Genomic DNA, 25,894 nt, shown 5'->3' with positions numbered 1-25,894 from the left:
CGCATGCTTACCCGGGCGCGATGAAACGCCGGATCACACGTCTGATTGTCCTACGGCCGGGCCATCGGACGGCCTTGGGCTTGTGTTACAGTCTTTGCCACAGAAACTACCACATTACCTCGTAGACGCGCAGCATGACCGACCGCAAGCCGCCCGCCTCGCCCACCGCGACCCGGTCCTGGTTCTCGTCACTGCCGCGTGGCTTGCGACTGGGTCTGGAATGGCTGCTGGCGCTCGTCGTCATCGTCTACTTCGGACTGGGCGCCGTGATCCTCGCGACGCGCTACGTCATCCTTCCCCGTGTGTCCGACTACCGCCCGCAGATCGAAGCGGCGGCAACGCGCGCCATCGGGCTGCCCGTCACCATCGGCAAGATCGACGCTGTCTGGCGCGGCTGGCACCCCTACCTGTCGCTGGAAGATGTTCGCATCACGCCGCCCGCGCAGGCTGCGCAGCCCAAGGCGTCGACGATCGCCCGCGTGGTCGCGCCGCTGCGTCGGCACACGGCATCGGCAGCTTCTGCCGCATCCGCCGCACCTTTGGCGTCTGCGGCGGTGGCCTCCCAGCCCTCCGCGACGGACAACCCCACAGTGACTTACGCGCCGCCGGGCGCACCACCGCCGGTCGAACCCAGCCTCACGCTGCACCGGCTCGACGCCGTGCTCTCGTGGACCAGCCTGATCCATTTCGACCTGCGCCTGTCGGACCTCACGCTGTATGAGCCCGACCTGACCGTGGAGCGCCGCGTCGATGGTTCGATCCTCGTCGCCGGCATGCCGGTCGCGGGCAACGGCAAGACGACGGATACCACGGGGGCCGACTGGCTCATGCGTCAGGCGCGCATCGTGGTGCGCAACGGCACCGTGCGCTGGCGCGACGCCACGCGCGATGTGCCCGAAGTCGTCGTCACGCAGGTCAACGCCATGCTGCGCAATCGCGGCTTCGAGCATCGCTTCGGCATGCAGGCGAATCCGCCGCAGGGCGTCGTGGCGCCGCTGGACATTCGTGCGCGCTTCACGAATCCGCTGTTCGCACGCCCCGGCGAAGTGAAACGCTGGCGCGGGCAGATCTATGCCGACGTGGGCACGCTCGATCTGACCGAACTCGCCCGTTACGTCGATTTGCCGGGCAAGGACTCGCGCGGCCGTGTCGCCGGGCGCGCCTGGGTCGACTTCGACAACGGCGCGCTCACGGGGGCGACGCTACGCATGGCGGGCGCCGACACCTCGGTGCAATTGGCCGACAACCTGCCGCCGCTGACGTTCGACGCCACACAGGGCCGCATCGACGTCACGCGCATCGGCGCACAGGCCGACGCCGGCTGGAACGTGCGTGCGCGCGAACTGAGCTTGCAGGCGGCCGGGCGTCCCACGCTCGACATCCCGGACCTGCGCGGCAGCTTCACGCCCGGCACCGACACGCAGGGCCTGCACGTCGCCGTGGCCGGTCAACGCTTCGACATCGGCGCGGCCATGGCCGTCGTGCCGTCGCTGCCCATCGATCAGCAAACGCGCGACACACTCGCCAGCTTCCGTCCGCGTGGCCGTCTGACGAATTTCGACATCAACTATCAGGCGCCCAAGCCGCATGGCCCGACCAACTGGCGCGACCTGCCGGGCATCAAACAGCTGCCGCCGGAGCGCGATCGCTACCGCGTGGTGGCCGACTTCGACGGTCTCGGCATCGACAGCCAGCCCAGCCAGCATCCGCCTGTACGGCCAAATGCGCCCAACGCAGGGCGCCCGGGCTTCGCCAATCTGAGCGGTCACATCGACGCCGATCAGTCGCGCGGCAGCCTCTCGCTCAACGCGAAGAACGCCATGCTCGACTTCCCCGGTCGCTTCGACCAGCCGCGCATCGATCTCGACACGCTCACGGCGCGCACGTCATGGCGCATCTCGCATTCGGCGACGCAACGCGACGCCCCCGCGAACGTGCAAGTGCGCGTGGATGCCGTCCATCTGCAAAACAGCGAACTCACAGGGGACGTGAGCGGCACCTGGCATAACGGCGGCAAGGGCAATGGCATCGTCGATCTGAAAGGCAGCATCGTGCGCGCGAACGCCAATGCCGTGCCGCGCTACCTGCCCACGGACATCGGCGCCGCCGTGCGCGACTATCTGCAACGGGCGCTGCTCGCCGGCACGGTGCAGAACGCGCCGTTCGCCGTGCAAGGCGATCTCGAAGACTTCCCGTACGGCAAGGGTGGCGGCAAGTTCCGCATCGATATTCCGCTGGTGGACGTGACGTTCAATCCGTCGCCGCTGCGCCCCGGTCATACCGAAGTCTGGCCGCCCTTCGAGAAGGTACGCGGCAATCTGCGCTTCGATGCCGACAAGCTGCACATCGCGATCGACAGCGGCACGGTCTTCGGCGTCACGCTCACGCAGGTGCAGGGCGACATCAACGACATCGGTCAGGACGACTCCACGCTCACGCTCAAGGGCGACGCCCGCGGCCCCGCGATGGACTTCGTCAAGTATCTGAACAACAGCCCGGTCGGCCGCTGGATCGGCGACTTCACCGAAGACACGCGGGCGAACGGCAACACACAGCTCGCCATGCAGTTGTCGATGCCGCTCGACCATACCGATCGTTCGAAGGTCACGGGCCGTGCGCGCTTCCTGCGCAACGACATCACACTCATCAACGGTCTGCCGACGTTCGGCGCGGTGGATGGCGAACTGGCCTTCACCGAGCGCGGCATTTCGCTCGACAACCTGCGCGGCACATTCCTCGGCGGTGACGTGCGCGCCTCGGGCGGCAGTCGCGACGACGGCACCATCGTCCTGAACGTCAACGGTCAGATGAGCGCGCAGGGACTGCGCGAGAACCGGGAGAACGCCACGCTGGCGCAACTGGCCAAGCGCATGACGGGCAGCACGCCGTACACGGCGACGGTGACAGTGCGTCAGGGCATGACGGATGTGGCGGTGCAGTCAACGCTGGCCGGTCTCGCGGTGAACTTGCCAGCCCCGCTGGGCAAGAGTGCGGAGGCGTCCCTGCCGGCCCGCTTCACGATGCGTCCGCAGGCCAATCCGGGCGGACGCCGCATCGATACGCTCGACTTCGCCATCGGCAGCGTGCAGGCCAACTACGTGCAGCAGCGCACCCCGGGGGGGCGCGTCGAGGTACTGCGCGGCGGCATCGGCATCAACCAACCGGTGCCTGCGCCGCGCGAAGGCGTGCAGGCCACGGCGCAATTCGACACGCTCGACGTGGACGCCTGGCGCAGTGTCATCGCCTCGCTCGGCTCCGACGCCGTCACGCCGGGCACGCAAGGCACACCGCCCGCCCCCGCTGCCACGGCCGCCGCCGCGCGCGACGAGTTCGGCGCACTCACGCCGTACCTGCCCACACGCCTCGCACTGCACGCGAAACAAGTACGTCTGATGTCGCGCGGATGGCCGGAGCTGGTCGTGGGCGCGCAGCGCAGCGATCGCGACTGGCAGGTCAGTCTCGCCTCGGAACTCGTCTCCGGATTCGCCGAATGGCAGGCGCCGACCGACAAGAACCCGTCGGGCGCCGTGCGTGCGCGTCTGGCCAAGCTGGTGATCCCGCGCGAGGACCACGGCAGCGACGTGCTCACGCAGGTGCTCGACGAGCCGAGCGACGAATTCCCGGCCATCGATGTGATCGCCAATGACTTCGTGCTGCGCGACAAGCCGCTGGGTCGTCTGCAATTGAACGCCCACAACGACATCGAAGACGGTGTGCCGGTGTGGCAGCTCACCAAGCTGGAATTGAGCAACAACACGGCCACGCTCGACGTGAAGGGCAACTGGCGCACGTCGCGCCGCCGGGCGGCGCAGGCTGCACAGACACCGCAAACGAGTGACGACGACGTGCCGCGCCGCACCGTGCTCGATTTCAACCTCGACGTGAAGGACGCGGGCGGGCTGCTCGACCGGCTCGGGTTGCCCAAGACGCTCAAGGACGGCTCCGGCACCGTCTCCGGCCGTTTCGGCTGGCGCGGCGGCCCCGACGCCATCGACTACCCGACGCTGGGCGGTCGCGTGGCGATCGATCTGAAGCGCGGGCAGATCCTGAAAGCCGATCCGGGACTGGCCAAACTACTGAACATCCTGTCGGTGCAGACGCTCGCCAAGATCCTGACGTTCGACTTCAACAGCGTGATCGGCAGCGGCCTGCCGTTCGACAGCATCGACGGGAACGTGGCGATGCAGGGCGGCGTGGCGAATACGAGCGACCTGACGATCAATGCGAATGCGGCGACCATCAAGATCGACGGTCACACCGACCTCGCCCACGAAACACAGGACCTGAACGTGCTGGTGCTGCCGAAGATCAATGCGGCGTCGGCATCGCTCGCGTGGGCGATCGTCAACCCGGCGCTGGGCATCGGATCGTTCTTCGCGCAACTGGCGCTGGGCGACCAGCTCTCGCGCACGCTCTCGACGACGTATCACGTCACCGGCTCCTGGGACAATCCGGTCATCGGACAGGGCGGCGGCAATAAGAGTAAGATCGATGCATCCCCGGAAACCCGGCCAGAGGCGCAAAACCGCGCCCAACCGGCCGGTATGCGCGGCAACTGAGCGCAACGGCAGGATACGAAAGCACGCGAATGCGATACCCGCAGCCCCGGAAGTCTCGATAACGCCACGATCATCGCCCCGAATTCAGCCATTTCATGACGAGTCCCGACACGAAGTCAGCCGCCCTGAACGCCCCCACGGATTCCCCCGTGCGCGTGGCCGCCGCGCAGATGGTGAGCGCGCCGGACGTCTCGCGAAACCTGCAAGACGCTGCGCGTCTGGTGGCCGAGGCAGCGGACGCCGGTGCGCAACTGGTGCTGTTGCCCGAGTATTTCTGCTACATGGGACAGCGCGACACCGACAAGCTCGCATTGCGCGAGACACCGGGCAGCGGCCCGATTCAGGACTTTCTGGCGGAAACCGCGCGTCGGCACGGCGTCTGGCTGATCGGCGGTACGCTGCCGCTGGCGGCGCCGGAACCCGAGCGCGTGCTCAACACCACGCTCGTCTTCTCGCCGGAGGGCGCGCCGGCCGCGCGTTACGACAAGATCCACCTGTTCAACTTCGTCAAAGGCGAGGAAGCCTACGACGAGGCACGCACCATTCGCCCCGGCGATGCAGTGCGCACGTTCGAAGCGCCGTTCGGGCGCGTGGGCCTGTCGGTCTGCTACGACCTGCGTTTTCCCGAGTTGTACCGTGCCATGGGCGACTGTACGCTCATGGTCGTACCCGCCGCCTTTACCTACACCACGGGCCGCGCGCACTGGGAGTTGCTGCTGCGCGCGCGGGCCGTCGAGAACCAGTGTTATGTGCTGGCGTCCGCGCAGGGCGGCCATCATGAGAACGGGCGGCGCACCTGGGGGCACTCCATGCTGATCGATCCCTGGGGCGACATCGTCGCCCAGCGAGACACGGAAGGCGCCGGCGTGGTCGTCGGCGAGATCGACCCGGCCCGGCTGGCCGGCGTACGCCAGAGCCTGCCCGCATGGCGGCACCGCGTATTGCAGGGTTGACGTCCGACGACTTCGCCACGTTGCCATGTTGATATCCCGGCATTCGCCCTCATCTACCGAATACATTTCCTTGGCCTGACACCGCATGAAAATCATCGACACCGGCATCCAGAACCTGGCCACGGCCCGCGAGCTGCTGCTCACGCCGTACGGCCTCGACGAAAGCCATCTGCAACGGGCTCTCGGCGATATCTTCACGCACCGCGTGGATTACGCCGACCTGTACTTCCAGTACACACGCAGCGAAGCGTGGAGCCTGGAGGAAGGCATCGTCAAATCGGGTTCGTTCTCGATCGATCAGGGCGTGGGGGTGCGCGCCATCGTGGGTGATCGCACGGCGTTCGCCTATTCCGACGACATTTCCGAGATCGCGCTGAAAGACGCCGCCGCAGCGACGCGCAGCATTGCAACGGCCGGTCGCGGACGCGTCAAGGTCGGCAGCAAGCTCGCAAGCGCCAGCGGCCACGGGCTGTATCTGCCGTCCGACCCGCTCGCGTCGCTCGACGCCAACGGCAAGGTCGCGCTGCTCGAACGCATCGAAAAGCTCGCCCGCGCCCGCGATCCGCGCGTGTCACAGGTCATGGCAGGGCTGGCCGGCGAGTACGACGTCGTGCTCGTGGCGCGCAGCGACGGCGTGATCGCCGCCGACGTGCGTCCGCTCGTGCGCGTGTCGGTCACCGTCATCGTCGAATCCAATGGACGCCGCGAAATCGGCAACAGCGGCGGCGGCGCTCGCCTCGATTACGCCTACTTCACTGACGATCTGCTCGAAAAGTACGTCAAGGAAGCGGTCGACGGCGCCATCGTCAAGCTCGACGCCCGCCCGGCGCCTGCCGGTGCGATGACCGTGGTGCTCGGACCGGGCTGGCCCGGCGTGCTGCTGCACGAAGCCGTGGGCCACGGGCTGGAAGGCGACTTCAACCGCAAGGGCTCGTCGGCGTTCTCCGGACGACTCGGCGAGCGTGTGGCGGCCAAGGGCGTCACGGTGGTCGACGACGGCACGCTGTCGAACCGTCGAGGCTCGCTGAACATCGACGACGAAGGCAACCCGACGCAGTGCACCACGCTCATCGAGGACGGCATCCTGAAGGGCTACATGCAGGACAGCCTGAACGCACGCCTGATGAAGATGCCGGTTACCGGCAACGGCCGTCGCGAATCGTACGCCGCGCTGCCGATGCCACGCATGACCAATACGTACATGCTCGGCGGCGACAAGGATCCCGAGGAAATCATCGCGTCGGTCAAACGTGGCCTGTACGCCGTGAACTTCGGCGGCGGGCAGGTGGACATCACCAACGGCAAGTTCGTGTTCTCGATGTCCGAGGCTTACATGATCGAAGACGGCAAGATCACGTACCCGGTCAAGGGCGCAACGCTGATCGGCAACGGTCCGGAATCGCTCAAGGACGTGACGATGATCGGCAACGACATGTCGCTGGACTCGGGCGTGGGCGTGTGCGGCAAGGAAGGCCAGAGCGTGCCGGTGGGCGTGGGCCAGCCGACGCTGCGCATGGAAAACATGACGGTCGGCGGTACGGCCTGAGACGTCGGTATGCCATGTCCGACGGTGTGAAATTCCGCACTGCAAAAATGCGTCAAGCATAGCAAAGCGCCCGGCTCAAACCGGGCGTTTCCGCATGATTTCAAAAATCATAGAATTATTAACGCAAATATCCGATAAAAAACGCGGAGATTCCGCGCGTTTTTCATCCATCTGGCGTCCTCACGCGGTTGCAGCGTCATTCGATTCGGCGTATAAAGTTGTTTCTGTGCACGGCAAACCACCGGCCACGCAACGTCCTAGACATCCTTCATGAACGCCAATAAGTTTTACTTTTACTTTTTTGCGTATCTCACACCGCTGGCGGATGGAGAGGGACAGTTGCAGCAGTAAGCACCGAACGAATCCTGAAAAACCGCCAGCGAGTCTGGCGGTTTTTTTTTGCCCCGAATCCCGAGAAACGAACCGCAGTCCGAACTGCCCAGGAGAAAAACCATGCCTCCCCACAATACCGATGATGTCCGTATTCGCGAACTTAAGGAACTGACGCCCCCTGCGCACCTGATCCGCGAATACCCGTGCTCGGAAAAGAGCGCCGACCTCATCCATCGCACGCGCGGCGCCATTCACCGCGTGCTGCACGGCATGGAAGACCGTCTCGTCGTCATCATCGGCCCGTGCTCGATTCACGATCCGAAGGCCGCGCTGGAATACGCGTCGCGTCTCGTCGAACAACGCGAACGTTTGAAAGGCGAGCTTGAAATCGTGATGCGCGTGTACTTCGAAAAGCCGCGCACGACGGTGGGCTGGAAGGGTCTGATCAACGACCCGCACATGGACAACAGCTTCAAGATCAACGACGGTCTGCGTCTGGCCCGCGAACTGCTCGCACAGATCAACGAAATGGGGCTGCCGGCCGGCACCGAGTATCTCGACATGATCAGCCCGCAGTACATCGCCGACCTCGTGTCGTGGGGCGCCATCGGCGCTCGCACTACGGAATCGCAGGTGCACCGCGAACTGGCGTCCGGCCTGTCGTGCCCGGTCGGGTTCAAGAACGGCACCGACGGCAACGTGAAGATCGCCGTGGACGCGATCAAGGCCGCCTCGCAGCCGCACCATTTCCTGTCGGTCACCAAGGGCGGGCACTCGGCCATCGTGTCGACCGCCGGCAACGAGGACTGCCACCTGATCCTGCGTGGCGGCAAGGCGCCGAACTTCGACGCCGCGAGCGTACAGACCGCCTGCGACGACATCGCCAAGTCGGGCCTGGCCGCACGCGTGATGATCGACGCGTCGCACGCCAACAGCCAGAAGAAGCACGAGAACCAGATCCCGGTGTGCGAAGACATCGCCCGTCAGCTCGCTGGCGGCGACGACCGCATCATCGGTGTGATGGTCGAGTCGCACCTCGTGGCCGGTCGTCAGGACCACGTGCCGGGCAAGGAACTGACCTACGGCCAGAGCATTACCGACGCCTGCATCAACTGGGAAGACAGCCTGAAGGTGCTCGACACGCTGGCCGACGCCGTGCGTGCGCGTCGCGTAGCACGCGGCGCAGGAAACTGAAACCACGGGCGGCCGGGGTGCGCGATGCACGAAAAGCCGCCCGGCATACCGTCGGACGGCCGGTTGACGGGGTCACCGGCCACCGGCTCACCGGCTCGCCTGCTTTTTACTGCGCCTCGCCTTCCGGCGGCGCACTGCCGGAACGCTCACGCTGCCACAGCACGTCGGCCCCGCCGCCCGCACGATTGAGCACACGGGCCAGCACGAACATCAGGTCGGACAAGCGGTTGATGTACTGGCGCGGCGCCGGCGCGACCGTCTCCTCGGCGCCCAGGGCGACCATCGCGCGCTCGGCACGACGTGCCACGGTCCGCACGATGTGCGCAAGCGCCGCCGCCCGGGTGCCGCCAGGCAAAATGAATTCCTTCAGACGCGGCAGATCGGCGTTGTAATGGGCCAGCCACTCGTCGAGCTTGACGACGTGGGCGTCCCCCAGCAGCGTGTGACGCGGCATGCTCAGCTCGCCGCCCAGATCGAACAGGTCGTGCTGAATGTCGATCAGCATCGCGCGCACGTCCTGCGGCAGGTCTTCGCACAGCAATACGCCGATGTGCGAGTTGGTTTCGTCGATCTCGCCGATGGCGACGATACGCAGGCTGAACTTGTCCACGCGCGCGCCGTCTCCCAGACCGGTCTTGCCTCCGTCGCCCGTGCGCGTGACGATCTTGCTCAAACGATTACCCATCTTCTGACACCTACCCCTTGCGGCACATCTTGCCTGCCGGCGCCTCTCAAGCCGCCGGACGACCTGCCTTTTTGATTGAAATAGACCGTATCACCATCGATTGCTCATTTTTCAGGCAATTCCGATAGCGTCGATACACGGCAAGTCCGTATGATATGACGCAAAGTGTGGGGAAAAACGCGACGTCGGCGTAAAATCCCCGCTCATGAGGTGTCAGGGAGTGCACCGCACGCCCGAGACCCCGCCCGACATGGTGTCCGCCCTCGCCTACCGGCAACGGCGGCCCGGAGACCCGAAGGAGAAAGCCGTGAATCACCCCCACCTGCCGTTCGCCGCCAAGCGTCCGTTTCCCGACGCCCTGCTCACCGACTTGCAGACCCTGCTGGGCGAGCGCGTGAGCACCAAGGAGGCGCTACGCGAACATCACGGCCGTGACGAGTCTCCGTTCGATCCCATGCTGCCCGATGCCGTCGCCTTCGCGCACAGCACCGAGGAGGTCTCGCAGATCGTCAAGCTCTGCGCGAAATACGACGTTCCCATCATTCCCTACGGCGCCGGCTCGTCGCTCGAAGGTCATCTGCTCGCGGTCGAAGGCGGTCTGTCGCTCGATCTGTCGGAGATGAACCAGATCGTTTCGATCAACGCCGAAGACCTGACCGTCACCGCACAACCGGGCATCTCGCGCAAGGCGCTGAACGAAGCGCTGCGCGACACGGGCCTGTTCTTCCCGATCGATCCGGGCGCCGACGCCAGCATTGGCGGCATGTGCGCCACGCGCGCGTCGGGCACCAATGCCGTGCGCTACGGCACGATGCGCGAGAACGTGCTCGCCCTGACTGTCGTGCTGGCAGACGGCCGCGTGATCCACACCGGTACGCGGGCGCGCAAGTCGTCGGCCGGTTACGACCTCACACGCCTGTTCGTCGGCAGCGAAGGCACGCTCGGCATCATCACCGAAGTGACCGTGCGTCTGTACCCGCAGCCGGAAGCCGTATCGGCCGCTATCTGTTCGTTCCCGAGCATGACGGACGCCGTGAACTGCACTATCCAGACCATTCAACTGGGCGTGCCGGTCGCACGTGTGGAATTCGTCGATGCACTAGCCGTGCGCGCGATCAACAAGCATTCCAGGATGGAGCTGCCGGAGACGCAAACGCTGTTCTTCGAATTCCACGGCAGCGAGGCCGGCGTGAAGGAACAGGCGCAGACGGTCGAGGAACTCGCCAGGGACAACGGCGGCACCGGCTTCGAATGGGCCACGCGCACCGAGGACCGCAACCGCTTGTGGAGTGCACGTCACAGCGCCTACTTCGCCATGCTTCAGCTTCAGCCGGGTTGCCGCGCCGTGACGACGGACGTCTGCGTGCCGATCTCGCGCCTGGCCGAGTGCGTGGGCGAAACGGAAGAAGATCTGAAGGGTTCGCGGCTCCTGTGCCCGATCGTCGGCCACGTGGGCGACGGCAACTTCCACGTCGCGATCCTGATCGATCCTGATAAGCAGGAAGATATGGATGAAGCGGAGCGACTGAATCAGCGCATCGTCGAGCGCGCCATTCGCATGGGCGGCACCTGCACCGGCGAGCATGGCGTCGGCCTGCACAAGATGGGGTTCCTCGTGACCGAGCACGGTGAGGATGCCATCGATGTCATGCGGTCGATCAAAACCTCGCTCGACCCACATAACCTCCTGAATCCGGGCAAGATTTTCCGGCTGCGCGCCGCGGGCTGAGCGCCGCATGAACGCGCCCCAGACACCACAGATGCCGTCGCCGCAGGGCCAGCCCGGCTCGTCTAGTGCATCCGGTTCGTTTCAGACGGGCGCCTCGCCGCATGGCGGACCCGGCCATGACAGCGGCGACGCCGAAGCGCTCGCTGCGCGTCAGCGCCAGTTGCTCGAAGCGCTTGCGCGGATTCTGCCGCCGCATTGCATCCTGCATCGGCGCGAAGACACCACGCCATACGAGTGCGACGGCCTCGCCGCGTATCGTCGCGTGCCGCTCGCCGTCGTGTTGCCGGAGTCGGAGTCGCAGGTACAGCGCATTTTGCAGGCCTGCCACCAGCTCGGCATCCCGGTAGTACCACGCGGCGCAGGCACCAGTCTTTCCGGCGGCGCCATGCCGATGTCAGACGGTCTGGTGCTGTCGCTCGCGAAGTTCAAGAAGATCGTCGAAGTCGATCCTTACGCACGCACGGCCACGGTGCAGCCGGGCGTTCGCAATCTCGCGATTTCGGAAGCCGCCGCGCCCTACGGGCTGTATTACGCGCCAGACCCGTCGTCGCAGATCGCCTGCACCATTGGCGGCAACGTCGCAGAGAATTCGGGCGGCGTGCATTGCCTCAAGTACGGGCTGACGGTGCACAACGTGCTGCGTGTGCGCGCCATCACCATGTCGGGCGAGGCCATCGAGTTCGGATCGCTCGGCCCCGATGCGCCGGGTCTCGATCTGCTCTCCGTGTTCATCGGCAGCGAAGGCATGTTCGGCGTCGTGACCGAAATCACCGTCAAGCTCGTGCCGAAGGCGCAGACCGCACAGGTCATCATGGCAAGCTTCGACGACGTGGAGACCGGCGGCAATGCCGTCGCGGCGATCATTGCAGCGGGCATCATTCCGGCGGGCCTTGAAATGATGGACAAGCCCGCCACGCAGGCCGTGGAAGAGTTCGTGCACGCCGGGTACGATCTGGACGCCGCCGCGATTCTGCTGTGCGAATCGGACGGCACGCCCGAAGAAGTCACCGAGGAGATCCTGCGCATCTCGCACGTACTACGTACCTCGGGGGCGACACGCTTGCAGATCTCGCGCAGCGAGGAGGAGCGCCTGCGCTTCTGGTCCGGACGCAAGAACGCCTTCCCTGCCGCCGGGCGCATCTCGCCCGACTACTACTGCATGGACGGGACGATTCCACGCCGCGCGATTGGGACATTACTCAAACGCATCGAAGGTCTGGAACAACAATATGGGTTGCGCTGTATTAACGTCTTTCACGCGGGAGACGGGAACATGCATCCACTCATTCTCTTTAACGGCAACGACCTGGACGAATGGCATCGCGCCGAGGCGTTCGGTTGCGACATTCTCGAAGCGTGCGTCGAACTCGGCGGCACGATTACGGGCGAACACGGCGTGGGCATCGAGAAGATCAACTCGATGTGCGTGCAATTCTCGGCGCAGGAACGCGACGCGTTCTTCGGCGTGAAACGCGCGTTCGATCCGGTCGGACTCCTCAATCCGGACAAGGGCATTCCGACACGGGCGCGCTGTGCCGAATACGGCAAGCAGCATGTGCGCGGCGGCCTGTTGCCGCATCCCGATCTGCCGAGGTTCTGACATGCGCCCGCTGTCGGAATGGCTGCCGCACGACTGGCGGCAGCGTCTCTACATCATCATCTTCGAGGCCGATACCCGCGAGGGGCGGCTGTTCGACATTGCGCTGCTCGCCGCCATCGTGTTGTCCGTCCTCACGGTGGTGGTCTCCAGCGTGCCGGCGGTACAGGCCACCATGCCGATACCGATGGCGATCCTGGAGTGGTTCTTCACGCTGCTGTTCACGGCGGAGTACATTGCGCGCCTGCTGAGCGCGCACCGGCCGATGCGTTATGCGCTGTCGTTCTACGGCATCATCGACCTGCTCGCCATCCTGCCGACCTATCTCGCGATTCTCGTGCCGGAATTGCATGGACTGATCGATGTGCGTTTGCTGCGTTTGATGCGCGCGTTCCGGATTCTGAAGCTCACCGCATACGTCAACGAAGCCGGTATTCTCAGCATTGCGCTGTACAACGCCCGGCGCAAGATCCTCGTGTTTCTCGGCTTCATTTCGATCATCGTGGTGATCTTCGGCACGCTGATGCACATCATCGAGGGGCCGGAACATGGCTTCACGAGCATTCCGGTCGGCATCTACTGGGCCATCGTCACGCTCACGACGACCGGGTATGGCGACGTGGTCCCCGTCACCGGACTGGGCAAGGCGATCACCGGTTTCGTAATGCTGCTCGGTTACAGCGTGATCGCCATTCCCACCGGCATCATGGGTGCCGAAATTCATTCGGCCATGCGCCGCGCGCCGGTCACCACACGCACCTGCAAGCAATGTCAGACCGAAGGACACGAGCCGAACGCCCGCTTCTGCAAGCACTGCGGCAGCGAGCTGGATCCCTATCAATGCGATACGACACCACCGCCTGAACCGAGCTGATGACCGACACGAACGACACCCTCGAGAATTTCCGCGCCGTCATCGAACAGGCCACCGCTCGCCGTGCCCCGCTTCAGTTGCGCGGGGGCGGTACGAAAGCGTGGTACGGACAGCAGCGTGTGGGCGACGTGCTCGACACGCGTGCATACAGCGGCATCGTCGCTTACGATCCCGCTGAACTCGTCATTACGGCGCGTTGCGGCACGCCGCTGGCTGAAGTCGAGGCCGCGCTCGCGGAGCGCAATCAGTTGCTGCCGTTCGAGCCGCCCTACTTCGGGCCAGGGGCAACCATCGGCGGCGCAGTGGCCGCCGGGCTGGCCGGCCCGCGTCGCAGTGCCGTGGGCTCAGTGCGCGATTTCGTGCTCGGCGCCAAGCTGATGGACGGTCGGGGACATGTGCTGAACTTCGGCGGTCAGGTGATGAAGAACGTCGCCGGTTACGACGTCTCGCGCATGCTCGCCGGCTCGCTCGGCACGCTGGGACTCATTCTCGAAGTGTCGCTCAAGGTGCTGCCGCAGCCGTTCGCGGAATTGACGCTGCAATTCGAAATGAATGCCGTCGATGCGGTGCGCAAGCTCAACGAATGGGGCGGCCAGCCGCTGCCGATTACCGGTAGCGCCTGGCGCAGCGATTTGCTGGTGATTCGTCTGGCGGGCGCGTCGGCAGCCATCAAGGCCGCTCGCGTGAAGATGGGCGGCGAGCTGGTCGATGCCATTCATGCGGCCAAGTTCTGGCACGCCATTCGCGAGCAGACCGACAACTTCTTCGCCGATGCGGGACCGGGGCAGGCCTTGTGGCGTCTGGCCGTGCCGTCGACAGCCGAACCGCATCGTCTGCCAGGCAAGCAACTCATCGAGTGGGGTGGCGCACAGCGCTGGTGGATCACCGACGCCGACGCGCAGATCGTGCGCTCCGCCGCCCGTCAGGATGGCGGGCACGCCACGCTGTTCCGTTACGGCGAACCGAGCGTCAGTGTCTTCACCCCGTTGCCCGCGCCCGTCATGCGCATCCACCGAAATCTGAAGTCGGTGTTCGATCCTGCGGGCATCTTCAATCCGGGACGGATGTATCCGGAGTTCTGAGCCGTCCCTTATCCGCACCGCCAGTCCGAGATACAGTCAGGCGTGCGGCTGCTCATTCGGCTGTTCATGCGACCGTGGGTGCGGCCACAAGTGCAGCCCGGCTGACCGAGATCCGCTCAGCCGTTCGTGTCGAGCAGGCGGGTGACTTCGGTGGCCAGCGTCCGCACGGCCTTGTCGACGTCGCGCGTGAACGGCTGACCGCCATTCATCCTCAGGAAGTTGTCGTAGCGCGCCGAGTTGGAGAAAAGGCTGCCCGGTGCGATGCGAATGCCTTTCTCCAGCGCCGCGTCGAACAGTCGCTCGGAACTCACACCGCCCGGCATCTCCACCCACAAGCTCAGACCGCCCGCCGGTTGCGTCAGACGCGTGCCGGCCGGGAAGTACGTCGCGATCGCTTCAGCCATCGCGGCGCGGTGTTCACGCAACTGCGAGCGCAGACGCCGCAAATGACGATCGAATCGCGGCGAGTCCATGAACTCGCCCATGGCGATCTGCGCGAGCGCTTCGTTCGGGCGCGTCTGCGCATATTTCAGCATGTCGACCCGTCGCTGCCACTTGCCGGCAGCAATCCAGCCGAGCCGCATGCCCGGCGCAAGCGTCTTGTGCAGCGAGGCACAGTGAATCACGTTGCCCGTCGTATCCCATGAACGGATGGCCGCAGGCATGTTGCCGTCGTCACCCAGCGCGGAATACGTGTCGTCCTCGATGATGGCGATGCCTCGCGACTCCGCCCACTTCACGAGCTGCATCTTGTTGGCGTCCGGCATCACCGATCCGAGCGGATTCTGAAAATGCGGCACGACGATCACCGCCTTGATGTTGTCGTACGTTTGCGAGGCCAGCTCCAGCGCGTCGAGCGAGATGCCGGTTTGCGGGCTCGTCGGAATTTCCAGCGCCCGGATGCCCATGCTCTCAAGCGTCTGCAACAGCGCGTAGTAGGTCGGCGATTCGACCGCGACCACGTCGCCGGTGCTCGCCACCGCACGCAGCGCCAGGTTGATCGCTTCGATGCAGCCGTGCGTGACGATGATTTCATCCGGGTTGATGTTCATCCGCGCTTCCAGCGCACGGCGTGCAATCGCGCCGCGAAACCGGGCTTCACCGCCGCCGGGCGGCGGCATGCCGTAGAGCAGCGGATGGTCACGCAGTGCGCGGATCGTCGCCTGCCGCAACTCGTTGACCGGATAGAGCGACGGGGACCCGTGCGCGATCGCGAAATTGATCTTGATATCCGCCTGAAGGCCGCGCGCGAGAATCGACGAGACACGCTGATTGATGCCCACGTACTGCATCAGGTCAGGCACCCACGGGCGCGGCTCGGCCACCGGTACGGCGCTCGCGCGGGCGGGCGTGCGCACGAAGTACCCGGAACGCGGACGCGCTTCGAGCAGGCCCTGCGCCTCCAGATGGCGGCAAGTCTGTAGCGCCGTCGACAGGCTGATCTGGTGGCGCTCCATCAACGCACGCACGCTAGGCATGCGCGCGCCGCAGACGAGCGTCCCGGCTTCGATCGCCAGACGATAGTGATCCGCCAACTGGCGGTAAATCGGCGTGCGCTCTTCGGGAATGACGGGAAACACCGCAGGTCTCGCCGCTTCCGGGGCGCTTTGCGTGGAAACGGGCGTCGAAGCCATGGGGTCGGTCGTGTCGGTGACCATCAGGTCGGGGGTGGGGGCGTCCATGCGCAGATCATCGGGCATCGGATCGCACCGCAACAGATACAGATTTGAGAATTTGGCATCGTAACAGGTTGTCTGACGCCCATCTGTTACACAAAAAACGGTTCGCGGGTGTGCCTACCGGGCCGATGGGGCCATCGATACGCTGTAGCCATCTGTTCAACGCCCCGGAGCTTCGCCATGGAAACACATCCCGCCCCTACACCCGAGTACGCTTCGCTCATCCGTAGCCCGGTCGCGAAGCCCCCTGCAGCGCGTGCTGAGCGAGTCGATGTGCCGGTGACGTCCCGCGAGCGCACCGATGTCGGGACGCCCTCACCTGCCTTGCTCAAGCTCATGCGCGGGCAGTCGTTTCATACCTACGCGAGCCGGGGCACGGTGCTTCAGGTTCGTGACGGGAATGTCATGCTGACGCCCCCCGCCCGTTGGCTTGCCGCAGGCGTGTGGCGCCCGACCGTGCCGTTGGCGGCCGGGCAGGTGTATGTCGTGGAGACGTCCGGCTGGTTCGCGATCGCGAGCGATGGCGGCGCATCCGTCGCGAGTCGGGTCGGCGCAAGCGACCTCCGGCTTTCGGACGACCAGCGCCCCCCGGCCACCGGACGCCTTCAAGCCATCCTTCGATATTTCGGCCTCTGAACGGCCTTTGACACGGGCGCTCTGATGCGTGAGCGTCCGAGTGCCCGAGTGCTTACGTGCTGCCGTGCTGCCGTGCTGCCGTGCTCCCGTGCTCCCGTGCTGACGTACTTACATGCTGAACCGTTCAATTGCCAAGGTGCCTGAGCACCCGAGGATTCATCGACTCACGCCAGCAACCTTTCGATATCGGCGCGAATCGCTTCGGGCTTCGCGGTCGGGGCGTAGCGCGCCACCACCGTGCCCGACGCATCGACAAGGAACTTGGTGAAATTCCACTTGATCGCCTTCGTGCCCAGAATCCCGGGCTTCTCCTGCGTCAGATAGCGGTAGAGCGGCGCGGCGTCCGGCCCTTTGACGTCGATCTTGGCGAACATCGGAAAGGTGACGTGAAAGCGCAGGTCGCAGAAGCTGCGGATGGCCTGCGCATCGCCCGGCTCCTGCTTGCCGAACTGATTGCACGGAAACGCCAGCACCTCGAAGCCACGCGGCGCGAGTTGCTCGTGGAGCGTCTGCAAACCGGCGTACTGCGGCGTGAACCCGCACTCGCTCGCCGTGTTCACGATGAGCAGCACCTTGCCGCGATACTGCGACAGGCTGACGGACTCCCCCGCCAGCGTCTGGACCGAAAAATCGTACACGTGCTGTGTGTGCTGTGGATTCACGCTCATCGGCGGCTCCCTTCCCTGTGGATGTTGGCACCGCGCAGTCTGCCACAACCCCGGCCCGGCGGGCGATTCGCGCCGTAGCCACCTCCCGGTTATCCTTGATCGCCCGGCGAGTACGCCCCGGGTAGCACCTCCTTTTTTGTCGGGTAGCACCTGCGCCCGGAGCACGGCTATAATCGTTGACCGACGGGCCAAAGGGGTCTTTCGGACGCGCCCGGCCTTCCCGGTGTACGCTGGTTCGAAACCCGCGAGATCGACGATATCGACGACAGGTCGTCCCCGCGTCGTTACGACAACCCGGACACTCGATTCACCCGATTTCACCCGATCCGCCCGATTCGCTTCATTTGCCCGGAACCGCCGACACCGTCCAACCGCTTCGCTACGCCCGAACCTGCCGAACCCGCCGAATCCTTTCTATGTCGCCCATCGCAGCACATCTCGAAGACGTCCTCTCCCGGATCACCCGCGCCACCGCCGCTGCCGGCCGAGCCGACGGCAGTGTGCGCCTGCTCGCCGTCTCGAAGACCTTCGGCGCCGACGCCGTGCGCGAAGCGGTGACGGCCGGCCAGCGGGCTTTCGGCGAGAACTATGTGCAGGAAGCGCTCGACAAGATCGAAGCACTCGCCGGTGAGCGCGTCGGCGACGAACCGCTCGAATGGCATTTCATCGGGCCGCTGCAAAGCAACAAGACGCGGCCGGTCGCCGAGCATTTCGACTGGGTACATTCCGTCGACCGGCTCAAGATCGCGGAACGCCTGAGCGCACAGCGCCCGACACACTTGCCGCCCTTGCAGGTTTGCCTGCAGGTGAACATCAGCGGCGAGGCCAGCAAAAGCGGCGTCACACCGGACGAAGCCCTCGCTGTCGCCCGCGCTATCGCCGCACTGCCGAATCTGACGCTGCGCGGCCTGATGGCGATTCCCGAACCCGAAGACGACCCGGCACGTCAGCGTGAACCCTTCAAGGCGGTGCGCGACTTGTTCGATGCGCTTCGCGCCGACGGGCTGGCGCTGGACACGCTCTCGATGGGGATGTCGGGGGACCTGGAGGCAGCGGTTGCCGAGGGCGCCACCATGGTGCGCATCGGTACGGCGATTTTCGGCGCACGAGATTACGGCGCCAAGGCCTGAGCGCGGCATGCGTCCTGCGGTGAGCGCGTCACGACAACGCACCACCGCAACGATGCACCGCGCCCCGCACTGGACTCGCCACGAATAGCAGTAACGGTAACGAGTAACGACACACGCAACGCAAAGGATGGTTATGAGAATTGCATTCATCGGCGGCGGCAATATGGCCAATGCCTTGATCGGCGGACTCGTCAAGCGTGGCACGGCCCCGCGCGACATTCTCGCTATCGACGTCAACGAATCGACCCGCGAAAGTCTCGTCAAGCACCACGGCATCGAGACAGCCAGCGCCCCGAACGACCGCCTGCGCGATTACGACACGCTCGTGCTGGCCGTCAAACCGCAAGTGCTCAAGGATGTCGCGCAAGCGCTCCAGCCGCATCTGAACGGTCAGTTGGTCATCAGCATTGCCGCAGGGATCCGCGCTTCGGATCTCGCGCGCTGGCTCGGCGGTCACAACCAGATCGTGCGCTGCATGCCGAACACACCGGCACTGATCGGTAAGGGCATCACCGGCCTGATCGCGCTCTCGGGCGTGGATTCGGATCAGTGCAAGCGCGCCGAGACCGTGCTGGGCGCCGCCGGCGAAATCGTATGGGTCGAGAAAGAGGATCAGCTCGACGCCGTCACCGCCATCTCGGGCAGCGGCCCGGCCTACGTCTTCTACTTCATCGAAGCGCTGGAGCAGGCCGCACAGGAACTGGGCTTCGCGCCCGACAAGGCACGCCAGCTCGCCATCGCCACGTTCACCGGCGCCTCGCAACTCGCGGTAGACTCGACCGAACCGGCCAGCGTGCTGCGCGATCGCGTGACGTCGAAGGGCGGCACCACCTTCGCGGCCATCAGCTCGTTCGAAAAAGACGCCATCAAGGACGCCATCGTGCGCGGCGTCAAGGCGGCCAACCATCGCGCCAAGGAACTCGGCGACGAACTGGGCGACGCCTGATTGCGTCAGTCCGACACGCCGGCATCGTCTCGCACGATGCCGGCGTGAGCCATTTATGAAAGCATTCGCCGTCAAACGACGGCTACCTTGGGCGGATGTCAACAACGTGACCGATGCCCGATGCGCAATGCCCGACAGCCCGCCGATCACGACGCCGAACCGACGCCACGACGGGACTTCCTGCGGCAAGCGACGACCCTTGCCGCCACGCTGACGACCGCCTTACCGGCTTTACAGGCCAACGCGTCGACATTGCGCCCCTCCCCCGACGCTCCCGATCAAAATTTCGACCTCGACACCTCGATCCTGTCGGAAAATCGAGAGCCTCGCATCCACACGCTGGTGCTTCACTACACGGCAACGCCATTGGCGCAGGCGCTCGACATTCTGACGAACCCCAAACGCGGCGTCAGCGCGCATTACGTCGTACCGGACACCGCCCAATCGGGTGGGCGCTTCACCGTCTACCAACTCGTTCCCGAGTCGGAACTGGCGCATCACGCAGGGGTCAGCGCATGGTTGGGGGAACGGTTGATCAACGGCACGTCGATCGGCATGGAGATCGTCAATATCGGATTCGGCCCGGAAGACAACCGTCGGCCGCTGATGGACAGACGCTGGTACGCGTACCCCGATAGCCAGATCGACGTCGTCTGCCAATTAGCCGCCACGATCGTGCAGCGCCACGGCATCGCACCGAATCGGGTGGTCGGTCATGCCGATGTCGCGCCGGGCCGCAAGCTCGATCCGGGCCCCCTGTTTCCCTGGCAGAGGCTGCATGAACGCGGGATCGGCGCCTGGCCGGACGCGGCAACGGTGGCCTTCTATCGCGATCATATGCCGTATGCCGGCGACGTCGCGACCGTGCAGGCGAAGCTGCGAACCTACGGCTACGACACCCCGCAAACCGGCCAGTTGGACCAGGCGACGACGAACGTCATCGAGTCGTTTCAGATGCACTTCTGCGCGAGCCATCGCTACGACGGGGTTCCCGACGCACAAACGGTCGCAGTGCTCGACGCACTGCTGGAGAAATACCTCGATGTGCCGCGTCCGTCCGCCGACGTTACCGCGAAAAGCCGCAGCGCAGCGACGGGACCGAACGCACCGGACGACGCTGCCAGCGCCATCTACCGGCATCCATAGGCAGTGGACAGTGCAACGCGCCGGAATCTGCCCAAACGATTCCGGCGTGAACCTTTTTTGGAGTCCCCGACGTCCGCCGACGACTACGCTGGTCAAGTCTCAGCGACGTCATGGAATTCCAATGCACAATGTTCGCCCCGCCCCGAACAGCGCGGCAGTGCCCAAGCGGCAACCGTCCCAATGAGTGACGACGAGAAGTACCGGAAATTTCTCCTCAACGCACTGGGCCGCCCGCTGGCGCGGCAAGCCGGTTTGCTTGCGCGGCCAGGGAAGGTGCCGCCGATGGTTCGGGAGTGCAACGGCTACTTCATCGACAAAGGGCTGACACCGGCCAGACGCGAGCCGCGCATTCGCACGCTCGTGCTGCATTACACCGCGACCTCGCTGCTGCGCTCGCTCAGTGCGCTGACGAATCCTGCGGGCGATGCCAGCGCGCATTACGTCGTGCCCGAGACGGCCGACGACGACAATCGTTTCGTCGTCTACCAATTGGTACCCGAACGGCAGTTGGCCCGGCACGCTGGCGTGAGCGGATGGCGGGGAGAACGTCTGCTGAACGGCACCTCCATCGGCGTCGAAATCGTCAATCCCGGCTATCCGGCAGACGACGCGCGGCTCCCGCTCATGGACCGGCGCTGGCATCCCTTCCCGATGCCACAGATCGCCGTCGTCGGCAGACTCGTCGCCGACATCGTGGTGCGATACGGTATTGCACCGGATCGGGTACTCGGTCATGCCGACGTCGCCCCCGGGCGCACGCACGACCCCGGACCGCGGTTTCCGTGGCGGTGGCTGCACGAGCAATTTGGGGTCGGCGCATGGCCCGACGACGCGAGGGTCGCGCATTACCGCGATCATCGACCGTATCGGGGAGACGTTCCGGCGTTACAGGCGAAGCTGCTCGCCTACGGTTTCGACACGCCGCAAACGGGAGAACTGGACGCTTCAACGACCGATGTCATTGCCGCGTTCCAGATGCATTTCCATCCGGCACGCTATGACGGCGTGCCCGACGTGGAAACGGTCGCCGTGCTCGACGCATTGCTGGAAAAGTACGGCGAGACCGACCGCGCCATGACGGCGCGATGAGCACGCAAAGCGGGTTTCACGCGCGGTGCACGTGGGGCATGTCGATGCCCCGCGTCCGCCGTCAGCCCTGCGCAGTCAGCAGATAGTGCCCGGCGATACCGGCGAACACCGCTGCGCCGAGCCAGTTGTTGTGACGGAACGCCGCGAAGCAAGGCATGCGCTCGCGGCCGCGAATCAGGAAGTAGTGATAGATGGCGAAGCTCACCGCAACGGCCATGCCCAGCCAGAATGGCCAGCCGAAGCCGAGATACGCCCCGACCAGCGCCTGAATGCCGAGTGCGCCGACGTAACAAAGCATCACGGCCAGCACGTCGAAACGGCCGAACGTGATCGCCGACGTCTTGATCCCGATCTTCAGATCGTCGTCGCGATCGACCATGGCGTACTCGGTATCGTAGGCCAGCGACCAGAACACGTTGGAGAGCAGCAGCACCCACGCAATCACGGGCACCTGATCCTGCACGGCGGCAAACGCCATCGGAATGCCGAAGCCGAACGCCACGCCCAGATACGCCTGCGGCAACGCGAAGAAGCGTTTGGTGAACGGATAGGTGCCCGCCACGAACAGTGCCGGAATCGAGAGCCACTTGGTCAGCGCATTGAGCGGGAGAATCAGCAGGAAGCTGACGAGCGCAAGTGTCGCAGCCACGGCGACCGCCTCCCACGCCCGAATCCGTCCCGACGTGATCGGGCGTTCTTTCGTTCGCTTGACGTACTTGTCGAAGTCGCGATCGGCGTAATCGTTGATGGCGCAACCCGCCGAGCGCATCAGGAACGTGCCGAGCGTGAAGATGACGAGCAACAACGGGTCGGGATGCCCGTTCGACGCGATCCACAGCGCCGAGAGCGTCGGCCACAGCAGCAGCACGGTGCCGATCGGCTTGTCCAGACGGACGAGGCGGAAATAGAGCGGGAGACGTTGAGCGAGCAACATGGGCGTCTTGAGACTGGAAAGACCGTGAGGACCGGCGAAGCTGCGAGGCCGGAAGACCGGGACACCGGGACACCGGGACACCGGGGCACCGAAAGGCGATGCGCCGACGGGGCCGTGAGGTCGGCAAGCCCCGGCAGACCGGGCGACGTGTGGCGTCATTGTAGGCCACCGGCCTTCGGCTCGCCAATCCCGGCCATTTCACCGGCAGTGCGGATTCGCACCGACCGGGAAACGCCCTACGTCATGCACGCTCGTGGATCTTTGACTGTTACCAGATCCAGAACATCAGCAGCCAGAGCCAGTTCACGAGCGCCAGCGCCGCCACGATCCCGGCCATGCCGGCCAGACGCCGCATCAGCGACGTGGCATGCCGCCCCGTCACGCGCCAGCCCAGCCAGAGACTCCACAACGTCGTGGTCGCGAGAATGGTCGCGCGCACGTCGTTCGCCCAGTAGATAGGCAGATGCTCGGCGCGCAACAGGCTGACCGTCGTGGCCGACAGACCGATGAACACGCCCGCGCCGGCAATCGGAATCAGCGACTGCACGAGGTGGTTGAAGCGCGACGTGTCCCACTTGCCCATCGCCCGGTTGGCCAGCGCGAAGATGGCCGAGAACGCGAGGCCGAGTACCAGACCGTTACCGAGGATGTACGTGACGACCATCGCACCGTCGAGCCAGGTGAAGACATCGCTCTGTTCGGGATAGTTGGTGAAGATGAACCACGGCGCGTTCGTCTCGAACGGCCACATGATGTCGCGGTCGATCAGCCACGTGGCCAGGAACGTCTTGGTCGCAACGAACCACGGGTTCACCGTCCAGTGGAATGCGCCGATGGCCACGCCCAGCAGGCCGAAGTTGACCAGCACGCTATCCCAGAGACTGTTGTTTTCGGTCGCCCCGTACGTCACGATCTCTTCGCTCGGCGAGCGGCCCGTGAGCTCGATGGCGTCGCGATGTCCGGCGCAACGGCCGCACATATGACACTGCGCACCGCCCTTCATGTTGCGCAGCGGCACGAGCGGCGCGCAATTGATCGGGATGATCTTGTGACCCTTGGTGTTGTACGACTGACGCCAGGCGTCTTCGTTGACCTTGAAGTGGAACGGCGCCAGACGCGCGAGCAGCGAGAACACGCCATTGACCGGGCACAGATACTTGCACCACACGCGCTTGTCGCGCCCGTAGTAGTAGCCGATCACCATGGCCCCGATGGTCGAGCCGCCGAGCACCAGCAGCACCGCTTTCGGATATTGGTAGACGCTGACCATCTGACCGTACAGCGTGGTCCCGGCGAAAGCGACGAACGGCCAGCCGCCCCATCGCATCCAGCGCGGAATCGCACGGCCTTTGCCATGTCGGCTGGCGAATTCGGAGAGGGTGCCTTCGGGGCACAGCACACCGCACCAGATACGCCCCATGAGCACCATGCTGATGAGCACGAACGGCCACCAGATGCCCCAGAACGTGAATTGCGCGAAGACGGTGAGATTGTTCAGGATGTGTGCCGTCTCATCGGGCAACGGCAGCAGAACGGGCACGCAGATGAGGAACGCATAAACGAGCACGATGACCCATTGCACGCCACGAATCAGTTTGCCGTGGCGTTGCATCCAAAGGCCCAGACGGGCCAGTCGGTTCGGGACAGTAATGGCGATACTCATGCTCGGTGCTTGCGTCGGTCTTGCATCGGGGGATTACCTTGCGGGCTGACGGATCTCGTATGTTGCGCGTCCGTTCAGTCCGTTGTGCGCGCCGGGCGGGATTGCCGCCCGGTGCCACACGCTACGTTACGTCATGCGATATCGCGCAATGTCGCGCAATATCGTGTCATCTCGATCAGGCAGGCTTGACCTGCTTGGCCGGGGCGCCCGCTCGCTTGAGCAGCATCCACATGAACAGCCAGTACACGGCATACACCAGCAGATTCATGCCGGACGGATGGGCGCGATAGCCGGTCAGCGTCGCGACGAGGCTGCCAAACGGGCTGGCGTCATCCAGAATCGCGGAAGTATCCCACAGTTGATCGACCAGCGTCGGCACGAGCTCAAGCGAGATCAGACGATCCAGTCCCGACTCCAGCAAACCGGCCGCGAGGAACAGCAGCATGATTTCGGTGACGCGGAAGAACAGGCGCCACGAGAATATCTTGCCGCCCAGTTGCAGCAACCAGAACGTGACGAGCGCGAGCACGAAGCCGATCGCCACCGCCAGCCACATCGACATCGGCACGCTGCCGCCCTGACCGAAGCCCAGACCGTACAGGAAGATCGCGGTCTCGCTGCCTTCGCGGGCAATCGCCAGCGCCACCAGCACGAGCCCCCCCCACCATGTCCCCTGATCGTGATTCTTCTGCAGAGACGACTCCATGTCGCGCTTGAGCGTGCGCCCGTTGCGCTTCATCCAGAAGACCATCTGCACGATCAGCACGCAGGCAACGAGCACCATGCCGGTCTGGAAGTAATCCTGCGCGTCGCCCGAAAGCACTTCGGTGAAGCCGACGAGGGCGGCGCCCAGGCCGATGGCGGCGGCGATACCCAGCACGACGCCGGCCCACAGATAAGGCAGGCCACGCTTGGCGCCGTGATCCGGATTGGCCAGCCATGCATGGAGAATACCTACGACCAGCAATGCCTCGACGCTTTCGCGCCAGACGATGAACATGACCTGACCCATCGTGTAATTCCTTTTGTAATGCGTGTACTGCGGTGTGACTGGAACGACCTGAGCTACGCCCGGCTTACTTGGCGACGATCACGCCCTGCGCCTGCTGATGGAAGTCGTCGAAAAACTTGTATTCGCCCGGTTGCAGCGGTGCGATCACGACAAACGACTGCGCACCGGGTGCGAGCACCTTTTCCTTGCGCAGTTGAAGGCTTTCAAATTCGACGGCGTTCGTTCCGGTGTTGTGCACCTCGATCTTGATGCGCTTGCCGGCCGGCACTTCGATGCGCGCCGGATTGAGTTTGCCGTTGTTCATTTCCAGCTTGAAGGTGGGCAGGTCGTCGGCGCGGGCGAGCGACGGGCCGCCCATGGCCAACAAGGTCACCACCACGGCCGTCATCGTGGCCAGCAGGCGCGCGATGCGCTGAATCATCCTTCTACTCCAAAGGAA

19 protein-coding genes and 1 pseudogene are annotated in these 25,894 nt (G+C 64.7%); 13 read left to right on the top strand and 7 right to left on the bottom strand.

Features of this window, described 5'->3' with window-relative positions; genetic code table 11:
• The first annotated feature begins 134 nt into the window (after window positions 1–134).
• From C5N93_RS08580 to aroG, 4 genes are all read left to right on the top strand, one after another.
• Window positions 135–4,559: an AsmA-like C-terminal region-containing protein gene (locus C5N93_RS08580; RefSeq protein ID WP_242558950.1), complete on the top strand. Its 4,425-nt coding sequence runs from the start codon at window positions 135–137 to the stop codon at window positions 4,557–4,559.
• A gap of 95 nt (window positions 4,560–4,654) precedes the next feature.
• The gene (locus C5N93_RS08575; RefSeq protein ID WP_242558949.1) at window positions 4,655–5,512 is read left to right on the top strand and encodes a carbon-nitrogen hydrolase family protein; all 858 of its coding nucleotides are present in this window, start codon (window positions 4,655–4,657) and stop codon (window positions 5,510–5,512) included.
• Window positions 5,513–5,597: 85 nt separating this feature from the next.
• A complete protein-coding gene (tldD, locus tag C5N93_RS08570; protein WP_069344376.1) occupies window positions 5,598–7,058 on the top strand; it encodes a metalloprotease TldD in 1,461 nt (486 codons plus the stop codon).
• A 453-nt stretch (window positions 7,059–7,511) separates the two neighbouring features.
• Complete coding sequence (gene aroG, locus C5N93_RS08565; protein WP_069344375.1) at window positions 7,512–8,585, top strand: 3-deoxy-7-phosphoheptulonate synthase AroG; 1,074 nt, start codon at window positions 7,512–7,514, stop codon at window positions 8,583–8,585.
• Between the two features lie 106 nt (window positions 8,586–8,691).
• On the opposite strand, the gene C5N93_RS08560 is transcribed toward aroG, so the two are convergent.
• Window positions 8,692–9,270, bottom strand: coding sequence for a cob(I)yrinic acid a,c-diamide adenosyltransferase (locus C5N93_RS08560; protein WP_242558948.1), 579 nt, complete (start codon window positions 9,268–9,270; stop codon window positions 8,692–8,694).
• Window positions 9,271–9,577: 307 nt separating this feature from the next.
• On the opposite strand from C5N93_RS08560, the gene C5N93_RS08555 reads away from it, so the two are divergent.
• Genes C5N93_RS08555 through glcE form a run of 4 tightly spaced genes read left to right on the top strand, consistent with a single transcriptional unit; the run spans window position 9,578 to window position 14,552 of the window.
• Window positions 9,578–10,999: an FAD-linked oxidase C-terminal domain-containing protein gene (locus C5N93_RS08555; protein ID WP_242558947.1), complete on the top strand. Its 1,422-nt coding sequence runs from the start codon at window positions 9,578–9,580 to the stop codon at window positions 10,997–10,999.
• Between the two features lie 7 nt (window positions 11,000–11,006).
• Window positions 11,007–12,599, top strand: a complete 1,593-nt coding sequence (locus C5N93_RS08550) for an FAD-linked oxidase C-terminal domain-containing protein (RefSeq protein WP_242558946.1) — start codon at window positions 11,007–11,009, stop codon at window positions 12,597–12,599.
• A gap of 1 nt (window position 12,600) precedes the next feature.
• Window positions 12,601–13,470: an ion transporter gene (locus C5N93_RS08545; RefSeq protein WP_242558945.1), complete on the top strand. Its 870-nt coding sequence runs from the start codon at window positions 12,601–12,603 to the stop codon at window positions 13,468–13,470.
• Window positions 13,470–14,552 carry a glycolate oxidase subunit GlcE gene (gene glcE / locus C5N93_RS08540; RefSeq protein ID WP_150719678.1) on the top strand — a complete coding sequence of 361 codons (1,083 nt, stop codon included), beginning with the start codon at window positions 13,470–13,472 and terminating at the stop codon, window positions 14,550–14,552. The genes C5N93_RS08545 and glcE overlap by 1 nt, the downstream gene beginning before the upstream one ends.
• A 116-nt stretch (window positions 14,553–14,668) precedes the next feature.
• Here glcE and C5N93_RS08535 read toward each other — a convergent pair whose 3' ends face one another.
• A complete protein-coding gene (locus tag C5N93_RS08535) occupies window positions 14,669–16,252 on the bottom strand; it encodes a PLP-dependent aminotransferase family protein (RefSeq protein WP_242558944.1) in 1,584 nt (527 codons plus the stop codon).
• Window positions 16,253–16,411: 159 nt separating this feature from the next.
• On the opposite strand from C5N93_RS08535, the gene C5N93_RS08530 reads away from it, so the two are divergent.
• The gene (locus tag C5N93_RS08530) at window positions 16,412–16,867 is read left to right on the top strand and encodes a hypothetical protein (RefSeq protein ID WP_242558943.1); all 456 of its coding nucleotides are present in this window, start codon (window positions 16,412–16,414) and stop codon (window positions 16,865–16,867) included.
• Between the two features lie 164 nt (window positions 16,868–17,031).
• Here C5N93_RS08530 and C5N93_RS08525 read toward each other — a convergent pair whose 3' ends face one another.
• Window positions 17,032–17,535: a glutathione peroxidase gene (locus tag C5N93_RS08525; protein ID WP_242558942.1), complete on the bottom strand. Its 504-nt coding sequence runs from the start codon at window positions 17,533–17,535 to the stop codon at window positions 17,032–17,034.
• Between the two features lie 416 nt (window positions 17,536–17,951).
• Between C5N93_RS08525 and C5N93_RS08520 the strand changes: the two genes are divergently transcribed.
• From C5N93_RS08520 to C5N93_RS08505, 4 genes and pseudogenes are all read left to right on the top strand, one after another.
• Window positions 17,952–18,665, top strand: a complete 714-nt coding sequence (locus C5N93_RS08520) for a YggS family pyridoxal phosphate-dependent enzyme (protein WP_150719681.1) — start codon at window positions 17,952–17,954, stop codon at window positions 18,663–18,665.
• 133 nt (window positions 18,666–18,798) lie between these two features.
• Window positions 18,799–19,611, top strand: coding sequence for a pyrroline-5-carboxylate reductase (proC, locus tag C5N93_RS08515; RefSeq protein WP_242558941.1), 813 nt, complete (start codon window positions 18,799–18,801; stop codon window positions 19,609–19,611).
• A 120-nt stretch (window positions 19,612–19,731) separates the two neighbouring features.
• Window positions 19,732–20,757, top strand: a complete 1,026-nt coding sequence (locus C5N93_RS08510; protein ID WP_242558940.1) for an N-acetylmuramoyl-L-alanine amidase — start codon at window positions 19,732–19,734, stop codon at window positions 20,755–20,757.
• 282 nt (window positions 20,758–21,039) lie between these two features.
• Window positions 21,040–21,828: pseudogene (locus C5N93_RS08505) on the top strand (N-acetylmuramoyl-L-alanine amidase); the annotation flags it as partial.
• Window positions 21,829–21,907: 79 nt separating this feature from the next.
• Here the strand turns inward: C5N93_RS08505 and ubiA are convergent.
• From ubiA to C5N93_RS08485, 4 genes are all read right to left on the bottom strand, one after another.
• Window positions 21,908–22,780: a 4-hydroxybenzoate octaprenyltransferase gene (ubiA, locus tag C5N93_RS08500; protein WP_069342705.1), complete on the bottom strand. Its 873-nt coding sequence runs from the start codon at window positions 22,778–22,780 to the stop codon at window positions 21,908–21,910.
• Window positions 22,781–23,048: 268 nt separating this feature from the next.
• Entirely contained in the window at window positions 23,049–24,443 is a 1,395-nt protein-coding gene (locus C5N93_RS08495) for a 4Fe-4S binding protein (protein WP_242558939.1), read from the bottom strand.
• A gap of 175 nt (window positions 24,444–24,618) precedes the next feature.
• The gene (locus tag C5N93_RS08490; protein WP_242558938.1) at window positions 24,619–25,455 is read right to left on the bottom strand and encodes an FTR1 family protein; all 837 of its coding nucleotides are present in this window, start codon (window positions 25,453–25,455) and stop codon (window positions 24,619–24,621) included.
• 64 nt (window positions 25,456–25,519) lie between these two features.
• Complete coding sequence (locus C5N93_RS08485; protein WP_242559053.1) at window positions 25,520–25,843, bottom strand: cupredoxin domain-containing protein; 324 nt, start codon at window positions 25,841–25,843, stop codon at window positions 25,520–25,522.
• Window positions 25,844–25,894: the final 51 nt, after the last annotated feature.

Source organism: Pandoraea sp. LA3, from assembly GCF_022696215.1.
In the GTDB taxonomy this organism is placed as follows: domain Bacteria; phylum Pseudomonadota; class Gammaproteobacteria; order Burkholderiales; family Burkholderiaceae; genus Pandoraea; species Pandoraea capi.
This window is presented reverse-complemented; position numbering and strand designations above follow the sequence as displayed.